The sequence below is a fragment of the Curtobacterium herbarum genome (assembly GCF_016907335.1).
In the GTDB taxonomy this organism is placed as follows: Bacteria; Actinomycetota; Actinomycetes; order Actinomycetales; family Microbacteriaceae; genus Curtobacterium; species Curtobacterium herbarum.
The window spans coordinates 2,238,078-2,264,715 of record NZ_JAFBBT010000001.1; the positions used below are offsets into that span (position 1 = coordinate 2,238,078).

General features: G+C 66.4%; 24 protein-coding genes. 9 read left to right on the forward strand and 15 right to left on the reverse strand.

What is annotated here, in order from left to right; translation table 11 throughout:
• The first annotated feature begins 1 nt into the window (after position 1).
• Positions 2-655 (forward strand): GOLPH3/VPS74 family protein, encoded by a 654-nt coding sequence (locus JOD51_RS10675; protein ID WP_204608238.1) that lies wholly within the window; start codon positions 2-4, stop codon positions 653-655.
• A gap of 31 nt (positions 656-686) precedes the next feature.
• Here JOD51_RS10675 and JOD51_RS10680 read toward each other — a convergent pair whose 3' ends face one another.
• Both JOD51_RS10680 and JOD51_RS10685 read right to left on the reverse strand, forming a co-directional pair.
• Positions 687-1,529, reverse strand: a complete 843-nt coding sequence (locus tag JOD51_RS10680; RefSeq protein WP_204608239.1) for a hypothetical protein — start codon at positions 1,527-1,529, stop codon at positions 687-689.
• Positions 1,530-1,611: 82 nt separating this feature from the next.
• A complete protein-coding gene (locus tag JOD51_RS10685) occupies positions 1,612-5,097 on the reverse strand; it encodes a TM0106 family RecB-like putative nuclease (protein WP_259557248.1) in 3,486 nt (1,161 codons plus the stop codon).
• Between the two features lie 169 nt (positions 5,098-5,266).
• Here JOD51_RS10685 and JOD51_RS10690 point away from each other — a divergent pair, with 169 nt between their 5' ends.
• Entirely contained in the window at positions 5,267-5,830 is a 564-nt protein-coding gene (locus tag JOD51_RS10690; protein WP_204608241.1) for an excalibur calcium-binding domain-containing protein, read from the forward strand.
• A gap of 11 nt (positions 5,831-5,841) precedes the next feature.
• On the opposite strand, the gene JOD51_RS10695 is transcribed toward JOD51_RS10690, so the two are convergent.
• Positions 5,842-6,066, reverse strand: coding sequence for a DUF1653 domain-containing protein (locus JOD51_RS10695; protein WP_239539844.1), 225 nt, complete (start codon positions 6,064-6,066; stop codon positions 5,842-5,844).
• Between the two features lie 135 nt (positions 6,067-6,201).
• Between JOD51_RS10695 and JOD51_RS10700 the strand changes: the two genes are divergently transcribed.
• Entirely contained in the window at positions 6,202-6,765 is a 564-nt protein-coding gene (locus JOD51_RS10700; RefSeq protein WP_204608242.1) for a hypothetical protein, read from the forward strand.
• A gap of 42 nt (positions 6,766-6,807) precedes the next feature.
• On the opposite strand, the gene JOD51_RS10705 is transcribed toward JOD51_RS10700, so the two are convergent.
• A complete protein-coding gene (locus tag JOD51_RS10705; protein ID WP_204608243.1) occupies positions 6,808-7,287 on the reverse strand; it encodes a hypothetical protein in 480 nt (159 codons plus the stop codon).
• A gap of 4 nt (positions 7,288-7,291) precedes the next feature.
• Entirely contained in the window at positions 7,292-7,621 is a 330-nt protein-coding gene (locus tag JOD51_RS10710) for a hypothetical protein (protein WP_204608244.1), read from the reverse strand.
• 134 nt (positions 7,622-7,755) lie between these two features.
• Here JOD51_RS10710 and JOD51_RS10715 point away from each other — a divergent pair, with 134 nt between their 5' ends.
• The 3 genes from JOD51_RS10715 (at position 7,756) to JOD51_RS10725 (ending at position 9,402) form a co-directional block, all read left to right on the forward strand.
• Positions 7,756-8,220, forward strand: coding sequence for a thioredoxin family protein (locus tag JOD51_RS10715; protein ID WP_204608245.1), 465 nt, complete (start codon positions 7,756-7,758; stop codon positions 8,218-8,220).
• Positions 8,217-8,696 (forward strand): DUF4395 domain-containing protein, encoded by a 480-nt coding sequence (locus JOD51_RS10720; RefSeq protein ID WP_204608246.1) that lies wholly within the window; start codon positions 8,217-8,219, stop codon positions 8,694-8,696. Before JOD51_RS10715 ends, JOD51_RS10720 begins: the two co-directional genes overlap by 4 nt.
• A 73-nt stretch (positions 8,697-8,769) precedes the next feature.
• Positions 8,770-9,402, forward strand: a complete 633-nt coding sequence (locus JOD51_RS10725; RefSeq protein ID WP_204608247.1) for a uracil-DNA glycosylase — start codon at positions 8,770-8,772, stop codon at positions 9,400-9,402.
• 58 nt (positions 9,403-9,460) lie between these two features.
• On the opposite strand, the gene JOD51_RS10730 is transcribed toward JOD51_RS10725, so the two are convergent.
• Positions 9,461-10,408 carry an ADP-ribosylglycohydrolase family protein gene (locus JOD51_RS10730; RefSeq protein ID WP_204608248.1) on the reverse strand — a complete coding sequence of 316 codons (948 nt, stop codon included), beginning with the start codon at positions 10,406-10,408 and terminating at the stop codon, positions 9,461-9,463.
• Positions 10,409-10,502: 94 nt separating this feature from the next.
• Here JOD51_RS10730 and JOD51_RS10735 point away from each other — a divergent pair, with 94 nt between their 5' ends.
• Together JOD51_RS10735 and JOD51_RS10740 are read left to right on the forward strand one after the other, a co-directional pair.
• Complete coding sequence (locus tag JOD51_RS10735; RefSeq protein ID WP_259557254.1) at positions 10,503-11,147, forward strand: NUDIX hydrolase; 645 nt, start codon at positions 10,503-10,505, stop codon at positions 11,145-11,147.
• A 236-nt stretch (positions 11,148-11,383) separates the two neighbouring features.
• The gene (locus tag JOD51_RS10740; protein ID WP_204608250.1) at positions 11,384-12,763 is read left to right on the forward strand and encodes a DNA cytosine methyltransferase; all 1,380 of its coding nucleotides are present in this window, start codon (positions 11,384-11,386) and stop codon (positions 12,761-12,763) included.
• 317 nt (positions 12,764-13,080) lie between these two features.
• On the opposite strand, the gene JOD51_RS10745 is transcribed toward JOD51_RS10740, so the two are convergent.
• The 5 genes from JOD51_RS10745 to JOD51_RS10765 all read right to left on the reverse strand — a co-directional run bounded on the left by JOD51_RS10745 (position 13,081) and on the right by JOD51_RS10765 (position 19,220).
• Complete coding sequence (locus JOD51_RS10745; RefSeq protein WP_204608251.1) at positions 13,081-14,055, reverse strand: PD-(D/E)XK motif protein; 975 nt, start codon at positions 14,053-14,055, stop codon at positions 13,081-13,083.
• Complete coding sequence (locus JOD51_RS10750) at positions 14,055-15,509, reverse strand: Z1 domain-containing protein (RefSeq protein ID WP_204608252.1); 1,455 nt, start codon at positions 15,507-15,509, stop codon at positions 14,055-14,057. The genes JOD51_RS10745 and JOD51_RS10750 overlap by 1 nt, the downstream gene beginning before the upstream one ends.
• 101 nt (positions 15,510-15,610) lie before the next feature.
• Complete coding sequence (locus JOD51_RS10755) at positions 15,611-16,276, reverse strand: hypothetical protein (RefSeq protein WP_204608253.1); 666 nt, start codon at positions 16,274-16,276, stop codon at positions 15,611-15,613.
• On the reverse strand, positions 16,273-17,835 hold the full coding sequence (locus JOD51_RS10760) for an ATP-binding protein (RefSeq protein WP_204608254.1): 1,563 nt from the start codon (positions 17,833-17,835) through the stop codon (positions 16,273-16,275). The genes JOD51_RS10755 and JOD51_RS10760 overlap by 4 nt, the downstream gene beginning before the upstream one ends.
• Before the next feature lie 122 nt (positions 17,836-17,957).
• On the reverse strand, positions 17,958-19,220 hold the full coding sequence (locus tag JOD51_RS10765; protein WP_204608255.1) for a hypothetical protein: 1,263 nt from the start codon (positions 19,218-19,220) through the stop codon (positions 17,958-17,960).
• Between the two features lie 383 nt (positions 19,221-19,603).
• On the opposite strand from JOD51_RS10765, the gene JOD51_RS10770 reads away from it, so the two are divergent.
• Entirely contained in the window at positions 19,604-22,297 is a 2,694-nt protein-coding gene (locus JOD51_RS10770; RefSeq protein WP_204608256.1) for a DEAD/DEAH box helicase, read from the forward strand.
• Between the two features lie 11 nt (positions 22,298-22,308).
• Here JOD51_RS10770 and JOD51_RS10775 read toward each other — a convergent pair whose 3' ends face one another.
• The 4 genes from JOD51_RS10775 to JOD51_RS10790 form a co-directional block, all read right to left on the reverse strand.
• A complete protein-coding gene (locus tag JOD51_RS10775; RefSeq protein WP_204608258.1) occupies positions 22,309-23,580 on the reverse strand; it encodes an exonuclease domain-containing protein in 1,272 nt (423 codons plus the stop codon).
• Positions 23,581-23,678: 98 nt separating this feature from the next.
• Positions 23,679-24,341 carry an ABC transporter ATP-binding protein gene (locus JOD51_RS10780; RefSeq protein ID WP_204608260.1) on the reverse strand — a complete coding sequence of 221 codons (663 nt, stop codon included), beginning with the start codon at positions 24,339-24,341 and terminating at the stop codon, positions 23,679-23,681.
• The gene (locus tag JOD51_RS10785; protein ID WP_204608262.1) at positions 24,338-26,257 is read right to left on the reverse strand and encodes a bacteriocin-associated integral membrane family protein; all 1,920 of its coding nucleotides are present in this window, start codon (positions 26,255-26,257) and stop codon (positions 24,338-24,340) included. Before JOD51_RS10785 ends, JOD51_RS10780 begins: the two co-directional genes overlap by 4 nt.
• Complete coding sequence (locus tag JOD51_RS10790; RefSeq protein ID WP_204608264.1) at positions 26,254-26,631, reverse strand: lactococcin 972 family bacteriocin; 378 nt, start codon at positions 26,629-26,631, stop codon at positions 26,254-26,256. Before JOD51_RS10790 ends, JOD51_RS10785 begins: the two co-directional genes overlap by 4 nt.
• Positions 26,632-26,638: the final 7 nt, after the last annotated feature.

Below are 26,638 nucleotides of genomic sequence, written 5' to 3' on the forward strand. Positions count from 1 at the left end.
GATGTCCGCCCAACTGACGCTGCCGCAGGCCTACGCGCTGCTGCTCCTGCGTCCGGACGGCAAGCTCGCCGTCTCGTCGCAGGCCTTCGACCCCGGTGCTGCGGGCGCCGTCCTCGGTGACCTGGCCCTCCGCGGGCTGCTGCAGTTCGACGGGCACAAGGTGGTCCCGGCCAAGTCCGCTCCGCTCGGTGACCCGGTGCTCGACGGGATGAAGGAACAGATCGACTTCGCGGCCGCGCCGCGACGCCCGTCGTCCTGGGTGTCCCGGAACGCGAACGGTGCCCTGCGGGAGGCCGTGCTCGCCGGGCTCGTCGACCGCCGGCTCGTGACGCGGGAGGAGCACCGGGTCCTCGGCATCTTCCCGTCCGCACGCTGGCCGGAGCGCGACGGCGGGCCGGCGAAGCTCCTGCGCGGTGAGATCGGCGACGTCCTGCACCTCGGCGTCGCGCCGTCGCCGTTCGCGGTCGCGCTCATCGGGCTGTTGCACGCCACGGGGACGCTGCGCGGGCAGTTCGGCAAGGTCGACCGGCAGCGCGTCAAGGACATGACGCGCGGCGACTGGGTGGCAGACGCCGTGAAGAAGGTCATCCAGAGCCGGCAGGCTGCGGCCAGCGCAGGAGCCAGCGGCGCCGGCGCAGCTGCCGCGTCGAGCTGAGAGCTGCAGCGCCCGGCGTTCGGTCGGGAGCTCAGGAGGTCGACACCGGTCGGTACGGCGACCTCCAGCTCCAGCCCCCGACGGTCATCAGTCGCACCAACTGGACCAGGGCCAGCACCACGGTGACGACGGGGACCACGACAGCGAGGCCGATCGCAGCCCAGACCGGGAAGTCGGGCTCCACCTGTGCGCCACGCATCACATCACCGACCGGACCGATCGCCAAGAGCGTGCCGGCGAGGATCGACGAGGCCGCGGGCATCAGCGGATGGGCGTCCCCGGCTCGGAAACTCCCGCGAGAAGCGAGCCACGCCCCGATGACCAGCACGGGCGGGAAGTACAGCAGCGTCGCGAAGAGCACCACGCCGGCGAGCACCATCAACGCCCCGTAGAGCCCGTCCGAGGCCCAGGCCAACGAGCTGGTGCGCGCTGACTCGAGCCAGTTGAACGCAGCAGTGACGAGCGGTAGGGCAGCGAGGATCGCGGCGGAGCCCAGGACGACGAGCACTGGGATCCCCATCCGCTTCATCATCAGCAGCCGGTCACCACGGCGAGCACACGCGGGGAACACGAGCGCGAACACGAGGACGGAAACACCCAGTGCGACCGGACCCGTGAAGAACCCCTCGAACCACTCGCCCAGAGACGCCCCGAAGTCGGCCGTCCCCCAACGCCACTGCAGCTCAGCGAGAGACGCGCCGACCGCGACGAGGATCGTCCGGGCGAGGTTCAGCCGCCGACTCACGGGGTCGGACGCCGCAAGCACGCGGGGTTGCAGCAACCTGGACATCCAGTTGTGGCTCGGGATCACCACCCACCGCCACCACAGGCGGATCGGAACGAAGAGCAGCCACACGATCGCGTACAAGAACACAACATCCCCCCTGCCCAGATGATGTCGAGCGCCGCCCCGCCCGGCAAGTCCGCATTCCGACCGACATCCTGGCCGCGGCTCGTCACTCCCGCGGTGCGACCAACTCGATGAACCGCGACAACAACGCCAGCCCCGCGATCGACGGCGGCAGCGCCGTGGTCAACGCCGGCGAGTGCACGAGGTACGCCGCCCACTTCGCCCGCGACAGCGCCACGTTCAGCCGGTTCGGCATGAGCAGGAAGTCGAGTCCGCGCGGGATGTCCGCCGCGGAGGACGCGGCCAGCGAGGTGATCGAGACCACCGCCTCCCGGCCCTGGAACAGGTCCACGGTCCCGACCTGCGTGCCGGTGTACCCGGCCCGGTCGAGGGCGTCGCGGATCACCGCACCCTGAGCGTTGTACGGCGCGACGACGATGACGTCCTCGTCGGTCAGCTGGCGGGTGCCGTGGTCGTCGGTCCAGGTGCGGCCGACGACGTCGGCGACGAGGGCGACGACCTGCGACGCTTCCTCCGGTGACGAGGTCGTGTTCCCCACGTGCACGACCGGCACCGGGTGCACGCCGGGGTCGATCCCGTCGAGGTGTCGTCCGGACACCATCGACGCGAGCTGCCCGTCGTAGGACAGCCCGGAGACGGCCGCGGTCAGGGCCGGCTCCATCCGCCGCGTCCGGGCGAGGAAGTAGCCGAACTCCGGCGGCAGCACGTGCTCCCCGTCCGCCAGCCAGCCGAGCGCGGACTCGTCGACCGGCTCCGGGTGCGAGCCCTGCGACACCTGCGGCAGCTGCTGCGGGTCGCCGAGCAGCAGCAGGCGTGTGGCGGCGATGGCGGAGGCGATCGTCGGCGCCAGGGAGAACTGCCCCGCCTCGTCGACGACGAGCAGGTCCAGGGAGTGCCGGCCGATGGTCGACTCGTTCGCGAAGGTCCACGCCGTCCCGCCGACGACTCCCCCGGTGCCGGTGTCGGCGCAGGACTGCAGGAACGCCGCGATCGCCGCGCCGTTCTTCACGGGCGTCCACGCGGCGGCCTCGACGTCCTCGGGGTCGGCGCCGCTCTTCGGCTGCTTCACCACCCGGTCCGCGGGGACGCCGGCGGCGATCACCGCGTCGAGGAAGTTCTCGCTGGTCGCGTGCGACTGCCCGACGACGCCGACCCGCCACCCGTGCTCGCGCACGAGCTTCGCCACGACGTTCGACCCGACGTACGTCTTGCCCGTGCCGGGAGGCCCCTGGATCGCCAGGTACGACCGGTCCAGTCCGAGCAGGGTCGCCACCACGGCGCCCACCGTGTCGTCCCCCACGACCGGTACGAGGGGCCCGCGAGGAGGCACCCGACGCAGCAGGTCGAGCGCTGGGTCGGGCAGCATCTCGGGCAGCGCGTCGAGCACCTCGGCACCCCACTCGGCGATCGCCTCGGGCTGCGGCTTCGCCCGCGGGGGCGACGACGGCGCCAGCGCGACCGGGAAGCCGGAGTGCGGCTCCCCACCACCGACGGGCAGACGTTCGAGGACGAGCACCTCGGTGGCGTCGCCGTCGTCCCACACCTCCAGGATCGTGGCGCGGTCGGTGGCGCCCTTCGAGCCGGGGCCCGGGGCGGTGATCGATGCCGGGAGTGGGTCGTCGTACACGAGGTGGGGCGCGCCTCCCGGCCGGAGCCTGGAACCGGGCGCGAGCGTCCCCGACAACCGGATCTCCCGCGACTGCGAGCGGGCGCGCGGCAGCGTCGCCCAGTCCCGCTCGACGGAGGCGCGTTCGACGACGAGCACGTCGCGTGCGTCAGCCCACTCGTCGACGGGGTTCCGCAGCCGGTCGAAGTGGTCCTGCCAGAACGTCTTCGCCTCGCGGCGGTGGTAGTCGATGGCGGCTGCGGCGAGCGCCAGCGCGGTCTGGTCGGGTGTGCGGTCGAGGGCGTCGACGTCCGCCGTCTCTGCGGCGAGCGCGACGTACACCGGGTTCGGCTCACGCTCGACCGGGAGGGGTGGCAGTCCCTCCAGCTCGACCGTCCTCGTGGCGTCCGGAGCGTGTTCGGCGCGGAGGCCCAGCAACCAGTCGCGCAGGCGCAGCGTCGACCGGCAGTCGTAGGCGTTGTAGTCGGCGACCTGGTCGAGCTGCCGCTGGCCCGCGACGGCGTCACCGCTCCGGAGTTCGGTGATGGCGTCGACGTAGGCGGTGATGCTGTCGGCCGCGTTGGTGACGTCGCTGAGCCGGAGGTCGTCGCCCATGTACAGCGGCTCGAGCTTCTTGATCGAGTAGCTGCGGCTGCCGACGACCAGGGCCTTCCGCACGATCGGGTACAGGTCGACGAGGACGCCGGCGCGCAGCAGGTCGTCGACCGCGTCCTCGCCCACCCCGTGCCGGGCCGCCAGGGACAGCAGGTGTGTCCGCTCGTACGCGGCGTAGTGGTAGATGTGCATGTCCGGGTACTGCTCGCGGCGCTCGGCGATGTACGCCAGGAAGTCCACGAGCGCCTGCCGCTCGTCGCGGATCGTGTGCGCCCAGAACGCCCGGAACGCGGCCTGGTCGTCGACGAGGCCGAACAGGTAGTCGAGGCCCCAGTGCACGCCGTCCTCGGTGTGCAGCGGGTCACCCTCGAAGTCGAAGAAGACGTCGCCGGGGTCCGGTGCGGGGACCGCGTCGAGGGCCCGTGGGTCGAGGACCTCGAAAGCCGGTCCTGCTTCTTCGGCTTGCCCGGCCGCGCGCTCCGTCTCGATCTGGAGGCTCGCCTGACGCACCAGACGATCCAGCGTCGTCTTCGACATGGTCGCCACCGGTGCGGTCCGGACCGCCAGGTCGTCGATCGACCGCACACCCTGCCGGATCAGCTTCGTCCGCTGGTCGAGGCGCATGCCGGCGACGAGGACCAGGTCGCGGTGCCGCTGCACCTCCTGCTGGCAGGCGGCGCACCGGCCGCAGCTGGAGTACCGAGGGTCGCCCCACTGCATCGGCTCGTGGGCGGCCATCCGCTCGGCGATCACCCGGATCAGCTCGACCCGCTGCGTGCGGTACACCGGCACGATGTCGGCCAACTCGTGCGTGGTCGTCGTACGGTCGCCGAGGACCAGGTGCACCTGCTGCCCGGTCGGGATCCCGTGCGCGCGCATCTGCTCGGCGTAGGCGGCGAGCTGCAGCAGGGCGCTGATCTTGGCGTGCCGGGCGAGCTTGGTGTCGTAGACCTCGTACTCGCCGCGGTCGTTGCGGATGATGAAGTCCGCGAAGCCGATGAAGCCGGTGCCGTCGGCCGACGCGGGGACGTGGAACGTCGGTTGGTACAGGACGTCGGCGCCGTCCCGCATGGCCTGGAGCGCTGCCGATGCCACCTGTCGGTACTGCGGCGGGGCCGGGCGGTCGAACTCCACCACGTCGTGGGACTGCTTGAGGATCTCGAGGTAGTCGAGCTCGTGCTGGTCCCCCAGGCGGGCCGTCCGGTCGAGCATGTCGTCGTGCTCGTCGGGCAGGGATTCGCCGCGGCCGAGCTTTGCATCGAGGCGGCGGAGGAACGCCCACTCGCAGGTCGCCCACGTGGTGAGGTCGCTCGGGCTGAGCAGGGCTCGGCCGTCCTCGGTGATCTGCACTGCGCTCCCTGCTGTCGTGGTCTGACCAGGGTAGGGGCGGGCACCGACGTGCTCGGCGCCACGGACGACCGCCGTCATCGTGCGTGATCGCGCAACCCTCGAACGGGGCCTGGACGAAACGTGACTGAAGCTCCGAAACTAGGGTCACACCAACTCTGGGGAGCACTCCGTGATCAGGAACCTGAAGCACCGTCGCACAGCTGTGATCGCCGGAGGTGCCCTCGCCGTCATCCTCGCGCTCAGCGCCTGCAGCTCCGGGGGCGAGACGAACGCGGCTGCCGGCACCACGACGCCGACCTCCACCAGTTCGGCATCCGCGACGCCTGCCGCACTCCGAGCGACGGCCGCGAAGGAAGCGGCGGCAGCGAAGGAAGCAGCCGAGAAGAAAGCGGCCGAGGAAGCCGCCGCGGCGCAGGCCAAGGCCGAGGCGGACGCCAAAGCTGCAGCAGACGCGGCTGCGGCGAAGGCGGCTGCCGACGCGAAGGCAGCGGCAGATGCAGCGGCTGCCCAGGCCGCCGCGGATGCGAAGGCCGCGGCTGACGCGGCTGCCGCCCAGGCTGCTGCTGACGCCGCTGCTCGGGCTGCCGCACCGCCGGCGCCGGCGGGCGGTGCTTCCTACTACGAGAACTGCGACGCGGTCCGGGCTGCCGGTGCTGCGCCGATCACCGTCGGCCAGCCCGGGTACTCGCGTCAGCTCGACCGGGACGGAGACGGGGTCGGCTGCGAGGTCTGAGCGCTGCGGCCTCAGACCTGCGGCGCGAGTCGCACGAACCTCGGTCCGTCGTACCCGTCACGCGACACGTGCGCGGTGAAGTCCGCGAGACCTCGCACCCAGTGCCCGTGCTCGCCGTACAGCGCCTGGTACACGACCACCGGCTCCTCAGTCTCGACGTCTTGCGCCAGGAGCACCACCTGGTACTCCCCGCCCTTGAAGTGCCGGTACCGCCCAGGGGTCACGTCGTCGCTCATCCTCCCGATCGTAGGAGACAGGTCATACCAGTCGAGCGGCTCGGAATACCCGACTAGCCATCGGCCCTGCGCTCACCATGTCCACGGACATGACCTGAGTGCCGCAGTTCCGCGTCCTCTCCTAGTGTTAGAGAAATGGATGAGCGCGAGGCAATCGCCCGGCGAACGTGGCGTCGGACAGCGGTCATTGCCGTTGTCGGTCTGATCGTCGGCGGTTTCGTCGGTTGGGTCATCGGACATGACGACTCCCCCCTGCTGGGAGCGCTTACGACCGTCGGCTTCGCGCTTTCGTTCGGAGGGTTCGCGGGCGCTGTCTCCATCGTCGTCTCGAGCATCGGCATCTCGACGAAGGTGCGAGCTCCGATGCAGGGCCTCCCGCGCCCTGATCGCCGGACGATCGGACGAGCGATCAAGACGAGCGCGCCGATCGAACCGGTGGGATCCAAACTCGGGTCGCGCGCTGTCGAGCAGGCTCGCGTGATGGCGGTGTACCAGCCACTGGCGCTCGGGCAGTTCCTGTTGCTCTACCTCGGACTCATCGGGCAGCAGTTGCCGCACTTGGTTCGCGACGATCCGTCCTCCGTCTGGATCAGCCGCACGCTGTGTTCGCTGCTGGTCGTGGTGGCGGTGGTGACGACTCCGGTCCTCATGCGGAGTTCACGGAGAGCTCGGCGTTATGTCCGGCTCGCATCGGCGTGAGATAGCCACGTCGAGTCCCTCTCTGGAGATCTCGCCGAGGGCTCAGCACGGCCTGAGCCACGGCTCGATGCGGATCAATTCATCCCAGCCCTCGCCGAGGACGGCGCGGAGCTCCTGCGGCGGCACCGGGAGCAGCGTGCCGACGAACGCGTCCCATCGCTGCCCCGGCCGCTCGCTCAGCCGCACCTCGTACGGCAGCCACGACTCCGGAACCCGGTCGAGGCAGTCGGACACGGCGTCCAGGTCCGACGGCAGCTCCCGCTGATCGGCGTTCGACGTTCCGACACGGCCGTGAACCTGCATCACGTTCCCGATGCTTCCGTGATCTGGGTAGGCGTTCATTGCGTCGATCTGCACGAGATGGCGTTGGTCCGCGTCCGTGACTTCGAGATCAGGACTTGTTTCGGCCCACCAGCACTGCGGATCCGCACACGGTACGTACCGTTCAGTTCCGCCGGTTGGCTCAGCGAACAACCTGCCACTCCGGCGCACGAAGAACACCTCGGCCAGCATCAGCGCCACGCGCTCACACCCACTGTTGCCGGTACGTGTACAACCACCACTTGCCGCACGGCCTCCGGCAGGAGTAGTCCTTCACGTCCCGGTAGTGCTGCTTGATGGCGCGTCCTCGCGCCCGGCAGGCGGCCTGCGATGAATAGGTGGTGCCGTCCCAGCGCTGCCAGACGTAGGACCAGCGGTCCAGCGTGATCTCGCGTGCCGCCGATCCGGAGGACGCTGGCGCCGCGTGGGCTGCATCAACTGGCTCGAGGGCAACGACGCCGGTTGCGGCCGTGACCACGGCGAGCGTGAGCACGGACCGGAACCAGACACTGCGCTTTCTCGTGTTGTTCTTCATGCGTCCAAGCTGCCGATCACCAGCAGGTGGTGTATCAACATCACGTAACAGTCTGGTTGCGGACAGTTCATAACGGCCGCGTCACAGGGCTCAACACCCTCGCGGTCATCACTCACGGGACATAGGGTCCTCGCATGACCGTCGCCCTCTCGCTCGCGATCGTCGCCGGCGTCCTCGCCCTCGCGACGGCCCTCGGCCTGCTGCTCCGCAGCCGCACCGGCCGAGCACGAGTGGTCACGTCCAAGGTCAGCGACGCGACGACGGTGGCTGACCTCGCCGACCGGGAGGCGTTCGGCACCGCCGCCACGCTCCTCCAGTTCTCGACACCCACGTGCGCACGCTGCCCCGCCACGGCGCGGCAACTCGACGCGGTCGCCGCATCGAAGTCGTCGACAGCCGACGGTCCGGTCCGCGTCCGCCGACTCGAGATCGACCTCGCCGAACGCCCGGAGCTCGCCCGGCGCTTCGACGTGATGCAGACCCCGACCGTGCTCCTCGTGGACGGAACGCAGACCGTCCGTGCCCGCTTCGGTGGACCGCCCCGACAGCCCGAACTCATCGCCGCGCTCGACGCCGTCCTCACCGAGGAGCACTCATGACCACCAGCCCCGCGCCCTCCCGAGGGATCGACCCCCGTTCGCCCCGCTTCGGCGCCGCGATCACGACGGTCCTGCTCGCGCTCGACATCGTCCTCACCCTCAACGACGGAACGCGGACGATCGGCATCGTCCTACTCGCCGTCATCGCCGCGCTCTTCGCCTGGGGAGGCCTGGCCGGCATCGCCCGCCACCCGTACGGCGCCGTGTTCCGCCGCCTGGTGCGCCCCCGGATCGGCCCGCCCGCCGAACTCGAGGCACCCGAGCCCCCGACCTTCGCCCAGCGCGTCGGCCTCGTCGTCACCGGTGTCGCCCTCGTCCTGGCGCTGATCGGCGTCCCGTACGCCGCCCCGGTCGGCGCTGCCGTCGCCCTGGTCGCCGCGTTCCTCAACGCAGCGTTCGACGTCTGCATCGGGTGCCTGATGTACGTCTGGCTCGTGCGCCTCGGCGTCTTCCGCAGCCGCAGCAGCGTCGCGTGACACGAGCTGAGGTCGTGCAGCACCCTCCTCTGCCGGCGCTCCTCAGCTGATCGAAGATGGGTACTCTCGCGGCATGTTCCTCGACGCACCGCGCGGCTTCCGCGATCCTGCAGTGCTCGCCACTCGGAACGACATGCTCGCCACGGCAGAGCGCACCCTGCCGCTCGAGGCCTGGGCGCGCTCGGTCGAGGAGACGCGCCGCTCGCAGAAGCCGGACATCGTCCTACCGCACTTCGACCCGGCGGAGGCCGGCGTTGAGGCGCGAGCACTAGTGCTCCTCGAAGCGCCGGGGCCGAAGACGGTGCCCGGCTGGGGCGGGTCCGGGTTCATCTCGGTCGACAACGACGACCCGACAGCCCAGAACGTCTGGACGACTCGCAACGCTGTGGGTCTCCACGAGCACGTGCTCGCATGGAACATCGTGCCGTGGGTGCTCGGTCGGGCGTCGGTGAAGCCGACCGGTCAGGAGATCGAGCAAGGGGCGGGCGAATTGCGGGGGCTGCTGGACCTGCTGCCGGAGCTCCGTGTCATCGTCCTCGCCGGGCGGAAGGCACAGGACGGTTGGGACACCCACCTCGATCTCGAACTCGGCGGCCAGTTTCGGGTACTCCGTACGGTGCATCCCGCCGGACAGTCGTTTGCGCAGGTCGGTGCTCGGGAGCGGTTCAAAGCGACCCTGAACAAGGTTGTTGAACTCGTGCGCTGAGCCCGGCGTCGGAAACTCCCCCCACGGCAGCTTCCGACGCCGACTCCGGCGCAACCAGTCAGCGACCGCCGACCGCCTGCTCCGACATCGCCACGAGGTCGTCCGCTCGCAGCCCCGGCCACCCGTGCAGCACGGCTCGCCACTCCTCCGGCAGCGCCGGAGCACCGTACAGCGCCCCGGCCAGGCCACCCGCGATCGCCGCGACCGTGTCGGTGTCGTTGCCCGACCGGACAGCGCGGACCAGGGCGTCCTCGAGCGAGGTCGACGAGCGCACCGCCGCGTAGGCCGCCTGCAACGCCGACACGACCCACCCGTTCGTCGCGGTGAATGCCACCGGCTCCGCGTGTTCCGCTGCGACGAGTCGCTCGGTCCACGTCCGTCGAGCCGCCGGCGCGAGCAGGTCCAGCCCCCGCAGGACGTCGAGCTCGCCGTGTAGCACCGCGTGCCGGATCGCGACGCACCACAGCACGCACGCGTCCCCCGCGTCCGCTTCGTGGTGGGTCAGGTCGCTGACGGCGCGGGCCGCCGAGGCGAGCCGCTCCTCCTCACCGTCGTCGCCGCGCAGGTACGCGAGGACGAGCGGCACGGTCCGCATCAGCGACCCATTGCCGGCCGACCGGCCGGTCGACTCGTGCACCCGCCGGGCAGCGAGCCGACTGGCGGCGGCGGTATGGGCCTCCAGTCCGGACAGGACCTCTCGGGTTTGGATGCCGACGTCGGGCGCATCCAGCGCCCACTGCCCCCAGGCCCCGACCAAGCCGTCGAGGGTGGCCTCGGCAGCCGGGTCGTCGCCTCGGGCGACGGCCTGGAGGATCGGCACGGCCATGCTCGTGTCGTCCGTCCACTCCCCTGGTCGCCACCCGAACGAGCCGCCACCCTGCATCAGGATCGGCGTCGGTTCCGGGACGGGCGGTCCGAACTCGTAGCCGGCACCGAGGGCGTCACCCGCAGCGGAGCCGAGGACGGCGCCGACGGCGCGGTCGAGGATCGTGGTGTGCTCGGTCATGGCGAGACCTCCGGATGCAGGTTAGCGCAGTTCCGCGCTAACCCGATCCTGCACCGATCCGATGATTAGCGCAAGTGCGCGTAAACTCCTGCCCGTGGCTGACACCGAGTACCGCGACCCGAGCGGCAAGCATCTGGCGGACTACCCGCACCCCTCCGTGGCCGTCGACACCGCGGTCATGACCGTCGTCGACGGGGAGCTGTCGGTGCTGCAGGTCCGTGACGCCGTCGACGGTGACTGGCGGCTGCCGGGGACGTTCGTGCACGAGGGCGAACGCCTCGCTGACTCGGTGCTGCGGTCCCTGCGCGAGAAGGCCGGCGTGGAGGGGCTCGCGCCACGGCAGCTGCACGTCTTCGACGACCCGGCGCGGGACTCGCGGGGGTGGGTGCTGTCGGTGGCGCACCTCGACGTCGTGCCCGCCGCTGCCCTGGCGATCGACTCCGGGCGGGCGCGCCTGGTCCCCATCGCGGCCGCGGGGGCGATGGTGCACGCGCACGACGACATCCTCGAGTACGCGGTGGCGCAGCTGCGGGAGGACCACCGGGAGCGGCCGGACCCGCACGGGCTGCTGGCGGAGCCGTTCACGATGACGGAGCTGCGGCGGTTGCACGAAGTGGTGCTCGGGGCGGAGTTGCAGCCGGACACGTTCCGGAGGGCGATGGTGGGGCGGCTCGTGGTGGCCGAGGGGAAGCGGGCAGAGGGGCCGGGGAAGCCGGCGGGGTTGTACCGGCGGGGGTGAGACGCTCCGAGCGAGTACACCACTTCGAACTTGCGCCCAGATCTGGCCGCTTCCGGCACCTCTTGACGCCCTCCACGTCGGTCACGATGAGCCACCGCCCGCCCTCCGTCCCGAACTCGGCAACCCTCCGGCCCATGTCCTTCGGGAGGGTCGACTAGCGGCGCAGCACGGACCGCGAGGCGCGAGGAAGTCGTCGGTCCAGGACGGTATCGTTGGCGGGACGCGAAAGGACCGCTGTGAACCACGAGACGCCTAGGTTCAAATTCATTGACCTCTTTGCCGGGCTGGGCGGCTTCCACGTTGCGTTATCACAGCTTGGAGGGCAGGCAGTGTTCGCGGCCGAATGGGAGCCTAGCCTCAACGCGCTCTACCGAGACAACTTCGGCATCGAGCCCTGGGGGGACGTATCAGAACTCAACTCAGATGCTGTGATACTCGACACCGTTCCGGATCATGACGTCCTAACCGCTGGCTTTCCATGCCAGCCGTTCTCAAAGGCGGGAGAGCAACTTGGTTTCGAACACACACTGCAGGGGCAACTGTTCTTCCATGTCCACGACATCTTGAAGTCAAAACAGCCGCAATACTTCATTCTTGAGAACGTCCCGAATATACTCCGCCACCAAGGTGGCGCTACTCAGAGAACGATGCTTCGCATGCTCGAAGCTATCGGCTACTCGGTACAGATTCATCGGCTTTCCCCCCACCAATTTGGCATACCGCAGATCCGCGAACGAGCATACTTCGTCGGCTCACTCGACGGCCTCAATCATTTCAGTTGGCCAACTCCCGAAACCACCTCTACGGACATCCGGATGGTATTGCGTGAGATCCCGACTGACGCCCGGCAAATTCCAGATCAGACTTCTCGAGCCATTGATATGTGGGGCGATTTTTTAAATCGCGCCCCTGAGGATCTAAAGCTTCCGTCGTTCCCGATCTGGTCTATGGAATTTGGGGCGACTTACCCGTATGAAGACAGAACTCCCGCGTCACTCTGGGAATCAGTAGGTTCCGAGGCACTCGACGCATTTCAGGGCACGTTCGGCACGCCACTCTTAGGTTTGCGCCGCGAGGAGCAGCACGAACACTTACCAAGCCACGCGCGACGGAGTGCGGACCTCGAGTTTCCAGTTTGGAAAAAGACGTTCATTGCTCAGAATCGGAAGTTCTTCCTGGACAACCATAGCTGGCTTCAAGACTGGTTGAACGAATGGCAGCCGTGGAACCTGCCATCGAGTCTACAAAAGTTCGAGTGGAACGCGCAAGGCGCAGAGCGCGACATTGACAACTACGTGGTCCAGATCAGAGCTTCCGGGGTCAGAGTGAAACGGACGAACACTGCGCCGAGCCTGATCGCCATGACTCAAACTCAGGTACCAATTCTCGGTAAGAACTTGACTGGGCGGCGTCGCTACATGACTCCCGCAGAATGCGCCGAGCTACAAAGTTTAGGAGCCATCAAACTGCCTAACGCAAGCCAGAGTGCTTATAAAGCTCTGGGTAACGCCGTGAACGCTCGAGTTGTGAACAAGATTGCCGAGCGATTGATTGACTTGAATAAAATGGAGCATGCAGAGCTTTCTGACTCCTACGTGCGCCACGCTGCAGCCTAACGAACAGGCTTGAAGGTTCTACTAGCACATTCAATTTATCGTGGCGATGATTGGAATTACGAGTATCAAGGGGAAGCAAATGGCACGAATCAAGGAAATACGGATGTTGCCTCCCGGTTCGCGAATTCATCCTACCGAGCCCCGATGGAGCTGCGAGAAGTTGCAGCGCAGGGAGGGAAACGATTCGTCCAGATCACGACGCTCGGTTCTTCAGATCGCGCTTCTCACGAAAAACAAAGCCAGACCATACAACTCGATGCGGAAGCAGCTGACGCCCTAGTCCGATTTATCCGAAGCACCTTTGCGGATTCCGCAATCTAACGTTCAAGTAACTTCTCGTCAACCGAGGTGAAAGTACGGCCGCGCTTAGACAGCACCTCGTCCAGATCAACTTCGAACGCGACAGCCCGAAGCGCAGGCGACTGCTGACCGAGGATGCGAGGAACGTCTGTCATTAGCAATGCACGACAGCCCCCGTCTTGCAGGTCGAACTTCCATTCACGTAAAGCCTGCAGGTCACCGCTCATAACACGCAGGCTTTTGTCCATGAGATGACTTCGTGAGCTTGCGTCTACACGCCCGACAGTTGCGTCCATTAGATCGCCTATGCTCAATCCGCTTGACGAAGAATAAATCCGCAGAGACAGCAGCCACCCGTCGTGCAAACGCGTCTCGACCTGCCGTTGTCGAAGATGGTGCACTGCTGATTCATGGAGAGTGGTCTTCACCTCTACCGCGCACTCCCCTGTTTCGAAATCTAACAGCGCACGGGTCGACGGATGCCACGCGGCAATCCAGCGCTGAGGGTCGTACGAGTTGTGTATAGCCCACAATTCACCCCACAGCCCTACCGCACTCTCAACGCTAGCCCCCTGGCCCTCGACGAAGAGGATGCTGAAGCGCACTACAATGGCCAGCACCTCTTTCAATGTGCAACCCGGAGGAGCTATTTCAGCTAGAACTTCGACTAAGTAACAGAATTCTGAGAGCAAACCGACGGAATCCTGCATAAGACAGACCGCAATGAACGAACCGTGTTGCTCCGTTTGATCAGTACGGATCCTCAGACCGCGACGAGCTCCGACAGACACCGCAGCTCCAACGAAGGCATCGGCAGCCTCAATCTGACTGCTACTCGGGCCGATGAGCACCCAGTAGCGACTCTGTTTATCAACAGCCAAGAACAGGTCGTCTCGCCCGGGCCACCGCACGCCGTTGAAGGACCCAGATGCCGCCGCCGAAGAGGGTTTCTTGAGGATCCTCATCATGTTTTCGGCATTGCCGCTGACCATCAGGGCAGCACCTCCAGCACGACGTTCTTTCTGTGGTCCGACGGTACCCAAACTGCGAACCACACAACACGATCTGACTCCGGAGCCGAGAACGGCGCATCAGTGACTTTGAAGGCTCGCACGTGAAGAGTCGGGTTTCCCGCGTGAACCGACCGATCCCCGGTGTAAGTCAACTTGCTGATATCCTCACTCCCCACCTTCGCTGGGGAACGACCAGTGAAGACGTTCGTCGCTAGTCCCGAGGCGGTTCGGCCAGTCTGCGATTGCGAATCCAAAGAGTCTATGAACACTACGTCAACCTCCTGCTCTTCGGGAAGTGACGAAAGCCACGCGCAGATGGCGGTCACAGTGAGATGATCGTTTCCTTCCACACTCAGCGACAAGAGAAACCTGACGACGTCTTCCGAATTTCGACCAGCCGCGAAGGTTGTAATCGGCCGATTCATTCGCTCGTCCTTGAAGCGCGATTCAGGAAGAACCTGTCGCACGTCCTTCAACTCACCCCCTAGCTCCCACATGAAAGCTTCGGCAAGTTCCAAGTTACTCGACGATTGAGTTGAAGTTTTCGGCAAATTTCGCTGCTGCACCCATCCCTCTTTGAAATCGAGATTCACAGTACTACGGCCTATAACATTTGATCGGACAAGTTGCTTCATGCCGCCGCTCAGCAAGAATGATCTTCTCCACTCGGACAGCGGTCGCCCACTGTGTTCCCGGAGCGCGCGATGAAGAACGCCTTCATCCTTCACGTATTCGCCGTACGCTATTCGGACCTCGGGTTGCAAGTAGATACGAATGCCAGTCGCATAGGAGCGGCGGTAACCGAAGAATCGAGCCCTTTGTTGCAAGGTGTCCGGAGTAAGAGCCTTTGGCCGCGGCATGTACGTGGTTACAAGCCCCTCCACCGTAAAACCTCGGTCAAGCTTCTGCCCTCCGACGAGAATCCAGAACCGCTTCGCTCCCCAGTCAACCTCCTCGCCGCCCGAGTTCACGACCACGAGTCGGACGTCGCCGCACACGTCTTCAAGGTGTGACCAGAGTTCCTCAAAGGTCGGGATGTCTGGCCAAGTTTTCGAAAGATCTTTCCATGTCATTTCAAAAGACTCTCGAGTAGTGCTCTCGTTGTCGGCGACGAGGGCCTGCCAACTCGAAATGAGCCCCTGCACCCATTCCGCATAAATGTCGTGCCGATCACGGTACTGCGAGGCCTGTATCAACATCGAACGGTTAACGAGCGCCTCCTCGGCTTCCGCAACAGCGCAGACGAGGAGAAACGATCTGACCGCTTCCTGAAGTGATTCGGGTGCCTCATCGTCATCAAATTCTTCTTCGATGTCCGGAATATCTCGCAGTAAATTGGTTTTTTCCTCGAAGAAGAACTCGCCGCCGGTATAAGAGTCTCCAGTAGTCAACACCTTCGCGTAGTCAGGGTTCAACTGGTCCGCAATCGCCATCAGGAGATTAGCTTGCGGCGTTGCCGTATATTGTAGGAAAGAATGGAACGGAAGGGCACCACGCAACTTGGCAATAGACGCATAGGTACCGCTCTCATCGGTCAGCCCTTTTTTAGGTTGGACGCCGCTTTAGTGTTCAAGGTCGCCTGGTCAGCCTCGTCGTCAATAACGAGTACCGGTATGTCCACGAGCGCGACTTGTGACATCACTTCAGCCAACGCACTCAGCCGTTGGTGATGCTTGAGTACGGTGATTACCAAAGTCGGTTGCTTTTTCGGCTTTTGCCCGTTCTTAAATGCACGCCATGCCGCCACTGCCTGGTCGACAGCTAACTTGTTCGCAATTGAGGGGTTGGACATGTGAGTCCACGTAGCGTGAGCTTTCAACACGCCAAGCTGGAGGTCTCGACGAAGCCTGTCCTCGGACTGGGCTTTTAGGTTACCGGTAGTGCCCGTAAGGAGGATGACGACGCCAAAGCCGTTGTCGCGGGCCAACGTCGTCACCGTCGTAAACGAAAGCGTCTTGCCGGATTGCACTCGGCCCACGGCTAAAAGTGCGCTTTGTTGTGCAGACAAGTGGGGGTCGACACAATTTCCGAGAATCTCTCTTGCTTCGCCAACAACGCTTGCTGCCGCCGTCTCGGAAAAGCCTCCCTCGACGCTCCGGCGGACGAATGAAGTGGTAGCAGGTCCGACAATCGGCGCCCACCGCATTTGGCCTTCACCCTCCAGGCCAATGCCCTCAACGGGCTCTAGATCGCTATTCATTTGACATCTTCCAATTCGATTGACTGGCCTAACATCTTATTCAAGTGATGCAGGAAAATAGAAACCTTCACGCCGGCCTGCTTTGACATGACGTATGCTGATCCGATGGCGCCAGCGAAAGCAAGAATAGTTTGCGAGGACTCACCAAGGGCTCCTATGTAATGCAAGGAAAAGGGGTGGGCCATAGCAACATCCAGCGTCACCCTGGTCGAAGGACGGTTCGCCTCGGCATCCCAGACATCCTCTTCACTGTCGTCCACCCGCAACCATTCTGCGACGGTAGGATCAGTCGATGCGTTGATCTTCACCCGCCACATGCGATTTGCAGTTGTGATCCGAGCTTCTACTGACACAACTGTTTCTTCATTTGAAGCGACCGAGTTGACAGAGAGGAGTTCAGGCTCAGGCCGGCTTGGTTCTCCTGCTGCTGGCGAACTGCCCTCAGTGTTGCTGACTTTCACAATGCGCTGCGCGAGTTCGATGGCTGCTGATTGCGCACCTTTCTGGATCTCGCTTCGCTGGGTCGCTTGGACTTCAGTGGCTCGGTAATTCCTGGCCTGGTTCAACAGATCATGGTCGCCCTCGCGCAAACTCTTGATCAGTTCGTCGAGGAACATGTCCTCGTATTGCCCCCATTGAATGCCATCCTTGGTGTACGAAACGTCAAATCCGGTTAGGCGAAGTTCACCAAATATTCGCTGATGTTCGAAAGAATTGCTGCCTCGGAATATGGCTTCCGGACGGTAGGTCTCGTCGTCGCTTCCGACAATCAAGCGTCTCCGGCGGAAGAGAGCGAGCCCGGCAGTCTTGGTACTGCCCTTGGCGCGAATTCCAACAAAGCCCTCGACCTTGTGGGTCTCATCTAACCTCAAATCAACATCCTGAATCCATCGGACCGACGTTGGCCCAGAATTCGATGATGGAGGGGCTTTCAGCACTTCGACTTCTCGATATTCGAGTTTGTCGCCGTTGTACGTTATCCGGACATCGCCATCCCGAAGGAACATGCGATAGATGCTCGTTAGATGATTTTTGATTTTTTCGATGGCTCTGCCTCGAGGAAGTTGATTCAGGTTCTCGAGCGTCACTATCGTGAAGTGGTCAGCGGCATTGGCTGGAAGTTCTTGAACTGGTAAAACGTCAAGCCGCCTGCTAGTGATGTCGGACATGTCGAACTCGACTACGCGCTGGACTGCCTCACCAGCCACGGACGTCCTGACCGACCATTTTTGTGCGAACCATGTCGCCGCGCTCTTCATGCCCATGCCGAACTCGGAGAGGCCGGCTCTGTTGGGCGGAACTTCAGCAGCTCTGAAGGCGCGCGGAAAATCTTCGCGTGAGATGCCGTACGCGTTGTCCGTGATTACAATTCGACCCCCGCCTGCTATTTGAAGTTGTATGCTCACTTCAAGAATATCGCCCGAACTCCTATGTTCTAAGAAGCTTTGTACGGCATTGTCGACGAACTCGGCGAGGGCGAACCAAGGTTTGTAATTAAGATTCCGAAGAACGCCGAGAATATTGACGTCCGGTCGAATTTCAATATTGATCTCTGACAAGGACTCCGATTACCTTCTCTATCTGTTCTGCCCAGCGCGGAAGTTTCTCACCCGGAGCCCCGAAACCGATCATCAGTAGTCGACAACAGGGCCCTGTCGCACCATAGCTGAAACTAACTTCGTCATGGTTGCTCTTCGCCCGCTTGCCGCTCTTCGAGCGCCGCTGCCCCGTCCGTCTCACGCAGGGCTCGCTCCGCAAAGCCAGCCGCTACCCGACCGGCTGCGAGGCGCGCGTTCCTCACGGCTGAAGTGCTCAGGGTAACCGCAGAGGACAGCCCCTCCGTTCCTTCCTCGATCGCTCTCTCGCGGAACTCACCTACCGCCACTCGCCACCGCTTGGCGTCCGTGCTGGCGTGTTCGTGCGCGACGCCCACTCGCTCGTGGAACTGCCGAACTGCCTCGCCCACTCCGTTGCTCGCTCGCACTACCGCCCTAGCCGGTATCGGCTGGAGCAGTACCTTTCCGTTGGCGCGCGTCACCGCGATATCCATGCGCTCGATGAGCTTCTTGGTGCTGCCGGCGATCCGCTCGATGCGGTTCTCGCGGATGGCACGGAGTGCAAGGCGCTTCTGGTTTGCGTCCTCCGGAGCCGCATCGAGAACACGATCGAGTTCGAGGACATCGAGGGTGTCCTGCAGCTGAAGGCAATGCGCGATGACTGCGAGCCACTCGCGCACCTTCGGCTCGATGGCCTGCGTTGCGTCGGCGAGTTCGCCGAGCTTCATCTTCTTCTCGAGCTTCTGCACCAGTCCATCCAACTGACGAAGGGCGTATCCCTGAGTCCGAGCGAGGGTTGCCGATGTGCCTTGCACCTTCGACCACGTCGCTTCGTCCACCCGTCCGGACGACGCACGACCGGTCATCGCGTCCTCGATGACGAAGTCGACGCCGATCATGTCTGCCAGGACAGCGTCCTGCTGGTTGCGGAGGAGGTCCTCAACTTTCTCGTCGATCTCGGCCAGGTACTCCCCGAGTTGGTCGATCGACTTCTGCAACGCCATCTGGTTCATGATCGTGCCGATGCTCGCGATGGTCGTCGGGTTGAGCATCGAGCCCACCGAGGCGAACCGCAGCAGGTGGCCGGTTTGTCCACCCGTAGTCCGTGCGACTCCCATGCTCAGACCGGTGACGCTGTCTTTCATGAGCGGGTACTTCCGAGCAATCGCAGCCGACTCCTTGGTCAACTTGACCCATCGGCCGGAGCTCTCCATGCCGGCGCCCGCCAGCTGACCGAGTACGCCGAGCGCCGCAAGCGACGCGTCTGCGGCCTCAGCGGGTGGCTCTTCTGCCAGACCTTCGCGGTGCAGGAACCGCTCGATGGCGTTCGGCTCGCCGATGACGACGAAACCGTCCTCGTCGCTGATGATCTCGATGCTGTCATCCATGGACTTCTCCTGGCTGTCCTCGCTGGGCGGTGATGCACCCGGTTCCGGTTCGTTCAAGCGTCGGAGGCGGCGCCTGCTTTGCGCGAGCCTGCTCGATGGCCACCGGCCACTGGACCGCGGTCCGTCGTAGTACGACGGAGGACTGCTCGCAGTCATATCGGGTCGCGCACGTCCATGTACGGCCTTTCATCCCTGCCGCGAGTCTAGGCAGCCGAACGCAACCACCGGAGGACGAAATTGAAGCGAGCTCGAGTCCTGCGCCGAGTTTGCGGGAAGGCGCAGCCACCTCGCCCCTCGAACTGGTGCCATGCCAGCGGACAGCCCTGCCCGCCGTCACCCACCCCCATGCCACGATGGTCCAACGACCCAGGGAGGGGCCACCAATGGTCGACAAAGCACTCCGTGACCGCCTGCAGACACTGTCCGAGGTGGCCACCGAGGTCCGCCATCACCGCGCCTCCATCCAGGACGCAGCCACGTCGGCGAAGGACGCCCTCCTCACCCGCCGTCTGACGATCACCGGCCCAGCCCTCTCCTGCTCCGTCCTCCCCCTCCGCCTCACCGACACGACCCGGGCGTCGGCGATGCAGCACGCCGTCACCCTCCCCCACGCCGACCGCGCCGCCGAGGACGTCCTCACCGTCCTGACGAAGGACGTCCCCGTGGCCCTCGCCGACGAGGACGCCGCCTCCGGCATCGCCGGCATCTTCGCCGGCCGAGAGCGCCGCGAGGCAGCAGCACGCGCCGAGCAGTACCTGACGAACACCCTCGCGTGGCTCGACAACGGCGCCCTCACCGCGCTGAAGGCGATCGACACCCGCCACGTCCCCCGCCACGACGCCACGCTCGACGCGCTCCTCGACACCGAGGGCCCGCTCCTCACCGCGACCGCACACCTCGGCCCGGTCGCCCTGATCGACCTCGCCCCGATGGCGCACCTCCCCACCACGATCGCGACGCTCCGGTCGGTGGTCGAGACCGAACAGGAGGCCCGTGCGCGCGTCCTCGACGCCGGCCACCGTGTGCGGGACGTCGCGGCTCGGCGTGAGTTGAACACGATGGACATCGACCGGCTCCGCGAGGTCACCCGCGACCAGCTCCGCCTCGGCGCGGTCCGGGACGCCGGTATCCAGACCGTTGGTGAGCTCCTGCGGGCTCCGATCGTCGCGGGCCACCTGCCGGGCATCGGCGAGACCACGGCCGCTCGCATCAACGCCGCCGCCCGGTCGATGCAGGACGCGGCTCGCGAGGACGCCGCCATCCAGATCGACGCCCGTCGCCAGGACACCGCGAGCGTGGCCTTGGTGTCAGCACTCCGGCAGTGGGAGGCCGCGAAGAACGGCGGCGGCCCCCGTGCGGCCGTCCTCGTCGACGAGCTCGCTCCCCTGGCGGACGCGGTCGCGCAGCGAGCGGTCCTGGGCATCGTGCACCAGCCGGGCGCACGGGCCTCCGGGTCGTTCAACCCGGCCGAGGGTGCCGTCGAGCGGATCGAGGCGGACGTCGACGACGCCCGCCAGCGCGCGGTCCGCGCAGCGGGCGACCGCGACCGGATCGCGACGACGGACGACTGGAGCGACTTCCTCGACCGCCCGGCCAGCTACTTCGCCCTCCTGGACGAGGTCGGGCTCACCGACTCGACGACGGCCGGCCGCGGGTCGCTGCCCGAGGGCCTGATCGAGCAGATCGAGCAGTTCCACCTGGACACGTCCCTCCTGTCCGCGTCGCTCCGCGGGTACCAGCGCTTCGGTGCGGCGTTCGCGCTCGTGCAGGAGCGGGTCGTCATCGGTGACGAGATGGGCCTCGGCAAGACGGTGGAGGCGCTCGCGGCGATCGCGCACGTGGCCGCCACTGCGACCGAGGGCATGCCCCGCTTCGTGGTCGTGTGCCCGGCGGCGGTGGTGGCGAACTGGCTGCGCGAGACCGAGAAGCACACGTCGGTGCCGGCGTTCCGCATCCACGGCGCCGAGCGGGTGCGCGGGATCAGCGGCTGGCTGCGTGACGGCGGGGTCGCCGTCACGACGTTCGAGACGCTCGAGTGGTTCCGCGCGCACGTGCCCGAGGAGCAGCGGTTCGCCGCGGTCATCGTCGACGAGGCGCACTACGTCAAGAACCCCGACGCGAAGCGCACGAAGCACACCCGCGCGATCCTGGAACGCTCGGACCGGGCCCTGCTCATGTCCGGCACCCCGCTCGAGAACAAGGTCGAGGAGTTCCGGGTCCTCATCGACCACATCCGCCCGGACCTGATGGTCGATCAGGACGACGACGACCCGCTGGCGTTCCGCAAGCAGATCGCGCCGGTGTACCTCCGCCGCAGCCAGGAGGACGTCCTCACCGAGCTCCCCGAACTCGTCGAGGTCGAGGAGTGGACCGACCTCACCCCCGCCGAGGCCGAGCGCTACGCCACCGCGGTCGATACCGACAGCTTCCACACGATGCGGCAGCTCGCGATGCTCGACGGCGCCACCTCGAGCAAGATCGCCGCGCTGCGCGACGTCGTCGCCGAGGCCCGCTCAACCGGCCGCAAGACCATCGTCTTCTCCCACTACCGCGCCGTCCTGGAGGCGGTGCTCGCCTCCGTCGACGGCACCGTCTTCGGTCCGTTGAGCGGTTCCACGTCGCCCTCCGGGCGGCAGGACATGATCGACGAGTTCTCCGCCGCGGCCCCGGGATCGGTGCTGGTCGCGCAGATCATCGCCGGTGGCGTGGGCCTGAACATCCAGGCCGCGTCGGTCGTGGTGATCTGCGAGCCGCAGCTCAAGCCGACGACGGAGTGGCAGGCGATCGCCCGAGCCCGACGCATGGGGCAGCTCGACGTCGTGCAGGTGCACCGGCTGCTGTCCGAGGACGGCGTCGACGCAGCCCTCGTCCGGATGCTCGCGCGGAAGACCCGCACGTTCGCGGACTTCGCGGCCGTCAGTGACACGGCGAGTGCGTCGGTGCAGGCGGTCGACATCTCCGAGTCGCAGCTCATCGCGCAGGTGCTCGCCGACGAGCGAGCGCGGCTGGCGACCGAGCGAGCGCAGACGGCGGACGGGCGGACCGCCGGAGCCGCGACGTCGGAACCGGCCGTCTGACGGGCTGACCCCTACCTGGCGGCGGCGAGCGCCGCCTCCAGGACGTCCTCCTCGATGATCGGGATGCCGTACTGGCGGGCCTTCCGCGCCTTGCCGGACAGGCTGTCGACGTCGGCCGCGATGAGCACGGCCGTCTTCTTCGTGACGTTCGGCGCGGACCGGATGCCGAGCCGGGCCAGGTCCGCCTCGATCTCGGGCCGGCTCCGCCGCATCTCCCCGGTCAGCGTGACGATGCTGCCCTCGCCCAGGTCGATCGCGGGCTCTTCCTCGACAGCTGCGGGCGCAGCCTGCGTCGCTGCGGAGAACGACCGCGCGCCCATGCGCGCGGGCTGGCGGCTGTGGACCGCGTGTTCCAGCTCGTCGTCCGTGACGCCGAACAGCCGTGCGACGCGTTCGAGTTGGATGTGGTCCTGGATGGTGAGGACACCATCCGCCCACACGGCCTCGACCAGGTCGCCGAAGTACCGGCGGTGCAGGTCCGCGCGGCTGGCGGCGTCGAGTCCGAACTCGGCCGCGTACCCGGCGAGTTGGTCGGCGTCGCTCGCGGCCAGCAGGTCCTCGGAGACGGCGCGGTCGAGGACGGCGGCGTACAGCGTCGCTTCCGCGGTGCCACCGACGGCGGGCAGACGGTCCGTCGCCACGTCGACCCGTGTGCGGGTCGCGGTTGCGTCCGTGCGGCGTCGAGCGGTCCATGCCCGACCGCTGCGCGGGACTCCGGGCCAACGCTGTCCGTCAGCCAGGGTGCCCCAGGTCGCCCACCGCGGGTCACGTCGCGACGAGCCGATGTAGGCGCCGAGCAGGCGAGCGGTGGCGTGTGCGTCGGCGAGCGCCTCGTGCGCGTCGACCAGGTCGATGTCGTAGGCGCTGCAGCAGTCCGCGAGCTTCCGGCCGGAGCCGGGGAGGAACTCCTGTGCCAGCCGCATCGTGCAGAGCGCACTGCTCGCCTGCTTGAGCGGTGAGCGGTGTCCGAGCCGTTCGAACTCGGCGTGCAGGAACCGAGCTTCGAACGAGGCGTTGTGCGCCACGACGACCCGGCCCTGCAGACGGTCTGCCAGGTCCCCGGCGACGTCGGCGAAGCTCGGAGCACCGTCCATGTCGGCGCCACGGAGGCGGTGGATGTGCACCGGGCCGAGGTCGCGGTTCGGGTTGACGACGGTCTCGAAGGTCTGCTCGACCTCGCCGTCGGGCGTGACGTGGACGATCCCGATCTCGATGATGCGGTGTCCGTACGACGGAGCGAGCCCGGTCGTCTCGAGGTCGATCACCGCGTAGCCGTTGTGCATGTCAGTCCCTCCTGATGCGGATGAGCACTGCTCAGCGCTCGACCATCCTCACCGTGTTCCGGTCCGGCTGCGACCACCTGTTCGAGGGGTCGAACCTCTCAGGAGACGACGGTCTGTGGTACGAGGTCGACCTCCGTCGCACACCACGCCAACAACTCCGGGTCGTGCGTCGCGACGACGACAGCGCCTCCGCTCTCGCGGATCAGGTCCAAGCCGTCACGCACGCGGGCAGCGCTCACGTCGTCGAGTGATGCCGTCGGCTCGTCGGCCAGGACCAACCGCGGCTGCTGGACCAGGACCCGGGCGACGGCGACGCGCTGCTGCTCCCCACCACTGAGCAGCCCAGAGCGCATCCGTTGCCGGCCACCGAGCCCGACGACCTCGAGCGCAGCGGCGATCCGGACGTCGAGCTCCTGGCTCGTCACCCCACGAGGGCGGACGACCCGGAGGTTCTGCCGCACCGACCACTCGGGGACGACCGCGTGGTCCTGCGTGACGAACCCGACGACATCACGGCGCAGACGTCGCTGCTCACGCCGCGCTGCGGCGTGCATGTCGTTGCCGAGGACCCGCACGATCCCCCGGGTCGGTCGTTCCAGCCCGCCGAGGCATCGGAGCAGCGTCGTCTTGCCCTGCCCGGACACTCCGCGGACGGCGATCGCGGCGTGCGGCTCGGCGACGACATGGAGGTCGTTCCACAGTGTCCGGGTGGCGACGTCGTACCCGAGCCCGTCGGCGCGGAGCAGCACCTCGTTCGTCATCGCTCCCTCCTTCCTTCTCGTGCAGTGACGACGAGCATCACCATGAGCAGCACAACGGTGACCAGCACGACTGCGACCGGTGTGATCGCGGCGATCGGGAGCGAGGGCGTGCTTCCCGGTTCGAGCAGTGCCCAGGTCGCCGCCGCAGCACCAGCGGCGAGCACGGCACCGGTGATGACGAACCGCCAGTGGTGCACGATCGGGTGCCGCCCGGTCAGGAACCGCAACCGGGCCGCTCGTCGTGTCCGTGTGCGGTGGTCGACCGTGAGCGTGAACCCGGCGAAGACGACGGCGAAGACGGTGGCCAGGAGCGCGACCTCTGCGGTACGTCGCTCGCTCCGCAGGGCAGTGAGTTGTCCTTCGACCGTCGCCCCTACGCGCCGGTACTGCAGCACGATGTCGTCGAGACCAGCGCGGTGGACCGCGCGCTCCAGCGCCGCTCGATCACTGAACCGCACTTCGCCGTTCGCGACCGTCGTTCCCAAACGGTTCGGAGCGATGTCAGCAGGATCGGGAACGACCAGCACCGGCGCCTCGGGCCACGTCGGGATCTCGGGTGTCAGGGCCGACGTCCAGTCGAGCACGGCGCGGGCGATCGACGCGGTCGACGGCACCACGGCGGCACGCACACTCTGCTGCTGCGGTGATTCGAGGCCCTCCACCTCCCAGCTCTCGGCGAGCTCTTCCGAGGCGGCCTGCTGCAGCGCCCGAGTGTGCGCTGCCAGCTCTCCGGGGACGAGCAGGACCGGGTCGCCGTTCCCCGCTGCGATCCGATCGGCGTACTCCTCGAGGGCGGCAGACGCGTCTCCGACCAGCGTGAGCTCGTCGACGAAGGACACCTGCGCCATGCTCGCCGTACCGTCACGAAGCGGCCCGAGCGCGATCCGTCCGAGTGCGACGTCTTGGTCGAACTCGGTGGAGCTCGTTCCGAGGACCACATCGTCGCCGTGCCTTGCTTCACGGACGAGTGTCTGTTCCAACGACCTCGACTGCGCTCGGCGCTCCGACGTCGTCTGGAGATCGGCGGTCCCGAGGACCACGAGCGCGATGCCCGCGGTGGCCACGATCACGGCCGGCCATCGGGCCACCGCGCCCGGTTCTGGCTTCTGGCATGTCACGAGGGCGAGGACGACGTGGAGTGCCACGAGCAGTCCGACGGTCGGGATCAACACGACGGCGAGCTCGATCGCCGTGAACCGCAGGACCGGGCCGGTCGCGTGGCGTACCGCGAAGACGGTCCCGACGACCACCCCGAGGACGACGACCATGAACCCCACGAGGGCACCCACCTCTCGGGCTTCTCTCGCAGCCACAGCGCGCTGCGACCACCCGGTGGCGACCCGCAATCGCTGCCGAGAAGCACGGCGGGCGGACTCAGCCACGAGCGCGATGAGAACGCCGAGCGCGGTGGCGAGCACCGCCGCGAGCGTCGCGGGCTGTTCGAGCGTCGCGGCGAGCGCCTCGATCACGTGCGGAGAGATGTCCGCGTACTTGTAGCCGGACCGTCGGATTCCGTCGAGGAACTCAGCGATGTCGGACGCAGAACCGTCGACGATGTACGTCGCAGCCAAACTGAGTTCACCGCCGTCACCCACGGGCGCAACGGAGATCGTTCCGCGGAACACCGGCGGACTCGGTGTCCCGCGGAACGAGTACGCGTTCCAGACGTCAGCGCGGCCGTCACGGTCCGGCACGAGCACCGACACGGACACCGCCGACCTGTGGGCCAGGCGCTCGATCGTCGCGACCTGCGTCGCTTTGCTCTGCGTGACCGGCAGGTCAGTCAGCGCGATGCTCGTCCGTCCGCTCAGTGCACCGAGCGATTCGACGCTGCCCACGACTGTGACGACGAGCGCTCCCGCTACGAGGACCGCGGTCGCCACTGCGAGCACCGTTGCGACCGCGAAGTTCCTCATCCCCGAGTCGCCCAGAACGCCTGGTTCCCGGACGTACCTTTCCGCGCATGGGCATAGGCAATGGTTCCCGGCGGTACCCAGGCGGTGCGGACAAGCGTGCCGCGGGCTTTCACCGATGCCCGGTGCGTCGACCGATCATTCGCGTACACCGAGTGCACTTCACCGTCCCAGACACCGTACGACCAGGTCCCGCCGCCGACAACGGCCCAACCATTGCGCGTGGCGTTGCCCTCGTCCGCCGATGCGACTCCCTCGCGGACCGCTCCGACGGCACTGACGGAACCGACCGGTTCAGCCGCCGCGGCCGAGCAGGCGCCCCATCCGACGGCCAGCACCACCGCTGAGCCGATGGCCGCGATCATCTTCTTCTGCACGCAGATC

Bases quoted from the DNA above. Each gene is read 5' to 3' on its own strand.
- JOD51_RS10675 (WP_204608238.1), top strand. From the start codon at position 2: ATGTCCGCCCAACTGACGCTGCCGCAGGCCTACGCGCTGCTGCTCCTG.
- JOD51_RS10695 (WP_239539844.1), bottom strand. From the start codon at position 6,066: ATGAGCGACGACGTGACCCCTGGGCGGTACCGGCACTTCAAGGGCGGG.
- JOD51_RS10700 (WP_204608242.1), top strand. From the start codon at position 6,202: ATGGATGAGCGCGAGGCAATCGCCCGGCGAACGTGGCGTCGGACAGCG.
- JOD51_RS10710 (WP_204608244.1), bottom strand. From the start codon at position 7,621: ATGAAGAACAACACGAGAAAGCGCAGTGTCTGGTTCCGGTCCGTGCTC.
- JOD51_RS10715 (WP_204608245.1), top strand. From the start codon at position 7,756: ATGACCGTCGCCCTCTCGCTCGCGATCGTCGCCGGCGTCCTCGCCCTC.
- JOD51_RS10720 (WP_204608246.1), top strand. From the start codon at position 8,217: ATGACCACCAGCCCCGCGCCCTCCCGAGGGATCGACCCCCGTTCGCCC.
- JOD51_RS10725 (WP_204608247.1), top strand. From the start codon at position 8,770: ATGTTCCTCGACGCACCGCGCGGCTTCCGCGATCCTGCAGTGCTCGCC.
- JOD51_RS10730 (WP_204608248.1), bottom strand. From the start codon at position 10,408: ATGACCGAGCACACCACGATCCTCGACCGCGCCGTCGGCGCCGTCCTC.
- JOD51_RS10745 (WP_204608251.1), bottom strand. From the start codon at position 14,055: ATGGTCAGCGGCAATGCCGAAAACATGATGAGGATCCTCAAGAAACCC.
- JOD51_RS10750 (WP_204608252.1), bottom strand. From the start codon at position 15,509: ATGGCGATTGCGGACCAGTTGAACCCTGACTACGCGAAGGTGTTGACT.
- JOD51_RS10755 (WP_204608253.1), bottom strand. From the start codon at position 16,276: ATGAATAGCGATCTAGAGCCCGTTGAGGGCATTGGCCTGGAGGGTGAA.
- JOD51_RS10765 (WP_204608255.1), bottom strand. From the start codon at position 19,220: ATGGATGACAGCATCGAGATCATCAGCGACGAGGACGGTTTCGTCGTC.
- JOD51_RS10770 (WP_204608256.1), top strand. From the start codon at position 19,604: ATGGTCGACAAAGCACTCCGTGACCGCCTGCAGACACTGTCCGAGGTG.
- JOD51_RS10775 (WP_204608258.1), bottom strand. From the start codon at position 23,580: ATGCACAACGGCTACGCGGTGATCGACCTCGAGACGACCGGGCTCGCT.
- JOD51_RS10780 (WP_204608260.1), bottom strand. From the start codon at position 24,341: ATGACGAACGAGGTGCTGCTCCGCGCCGACGGGCTCGGGTACGACGTC.
- JOD51_RS10785 (WP_204608262.1), bottom strand. From the start codon at position 26,257: ATGAGGAACTTCGCGGTCGCAACGGTGCTCGCAGTGGCGACCGCGGTC.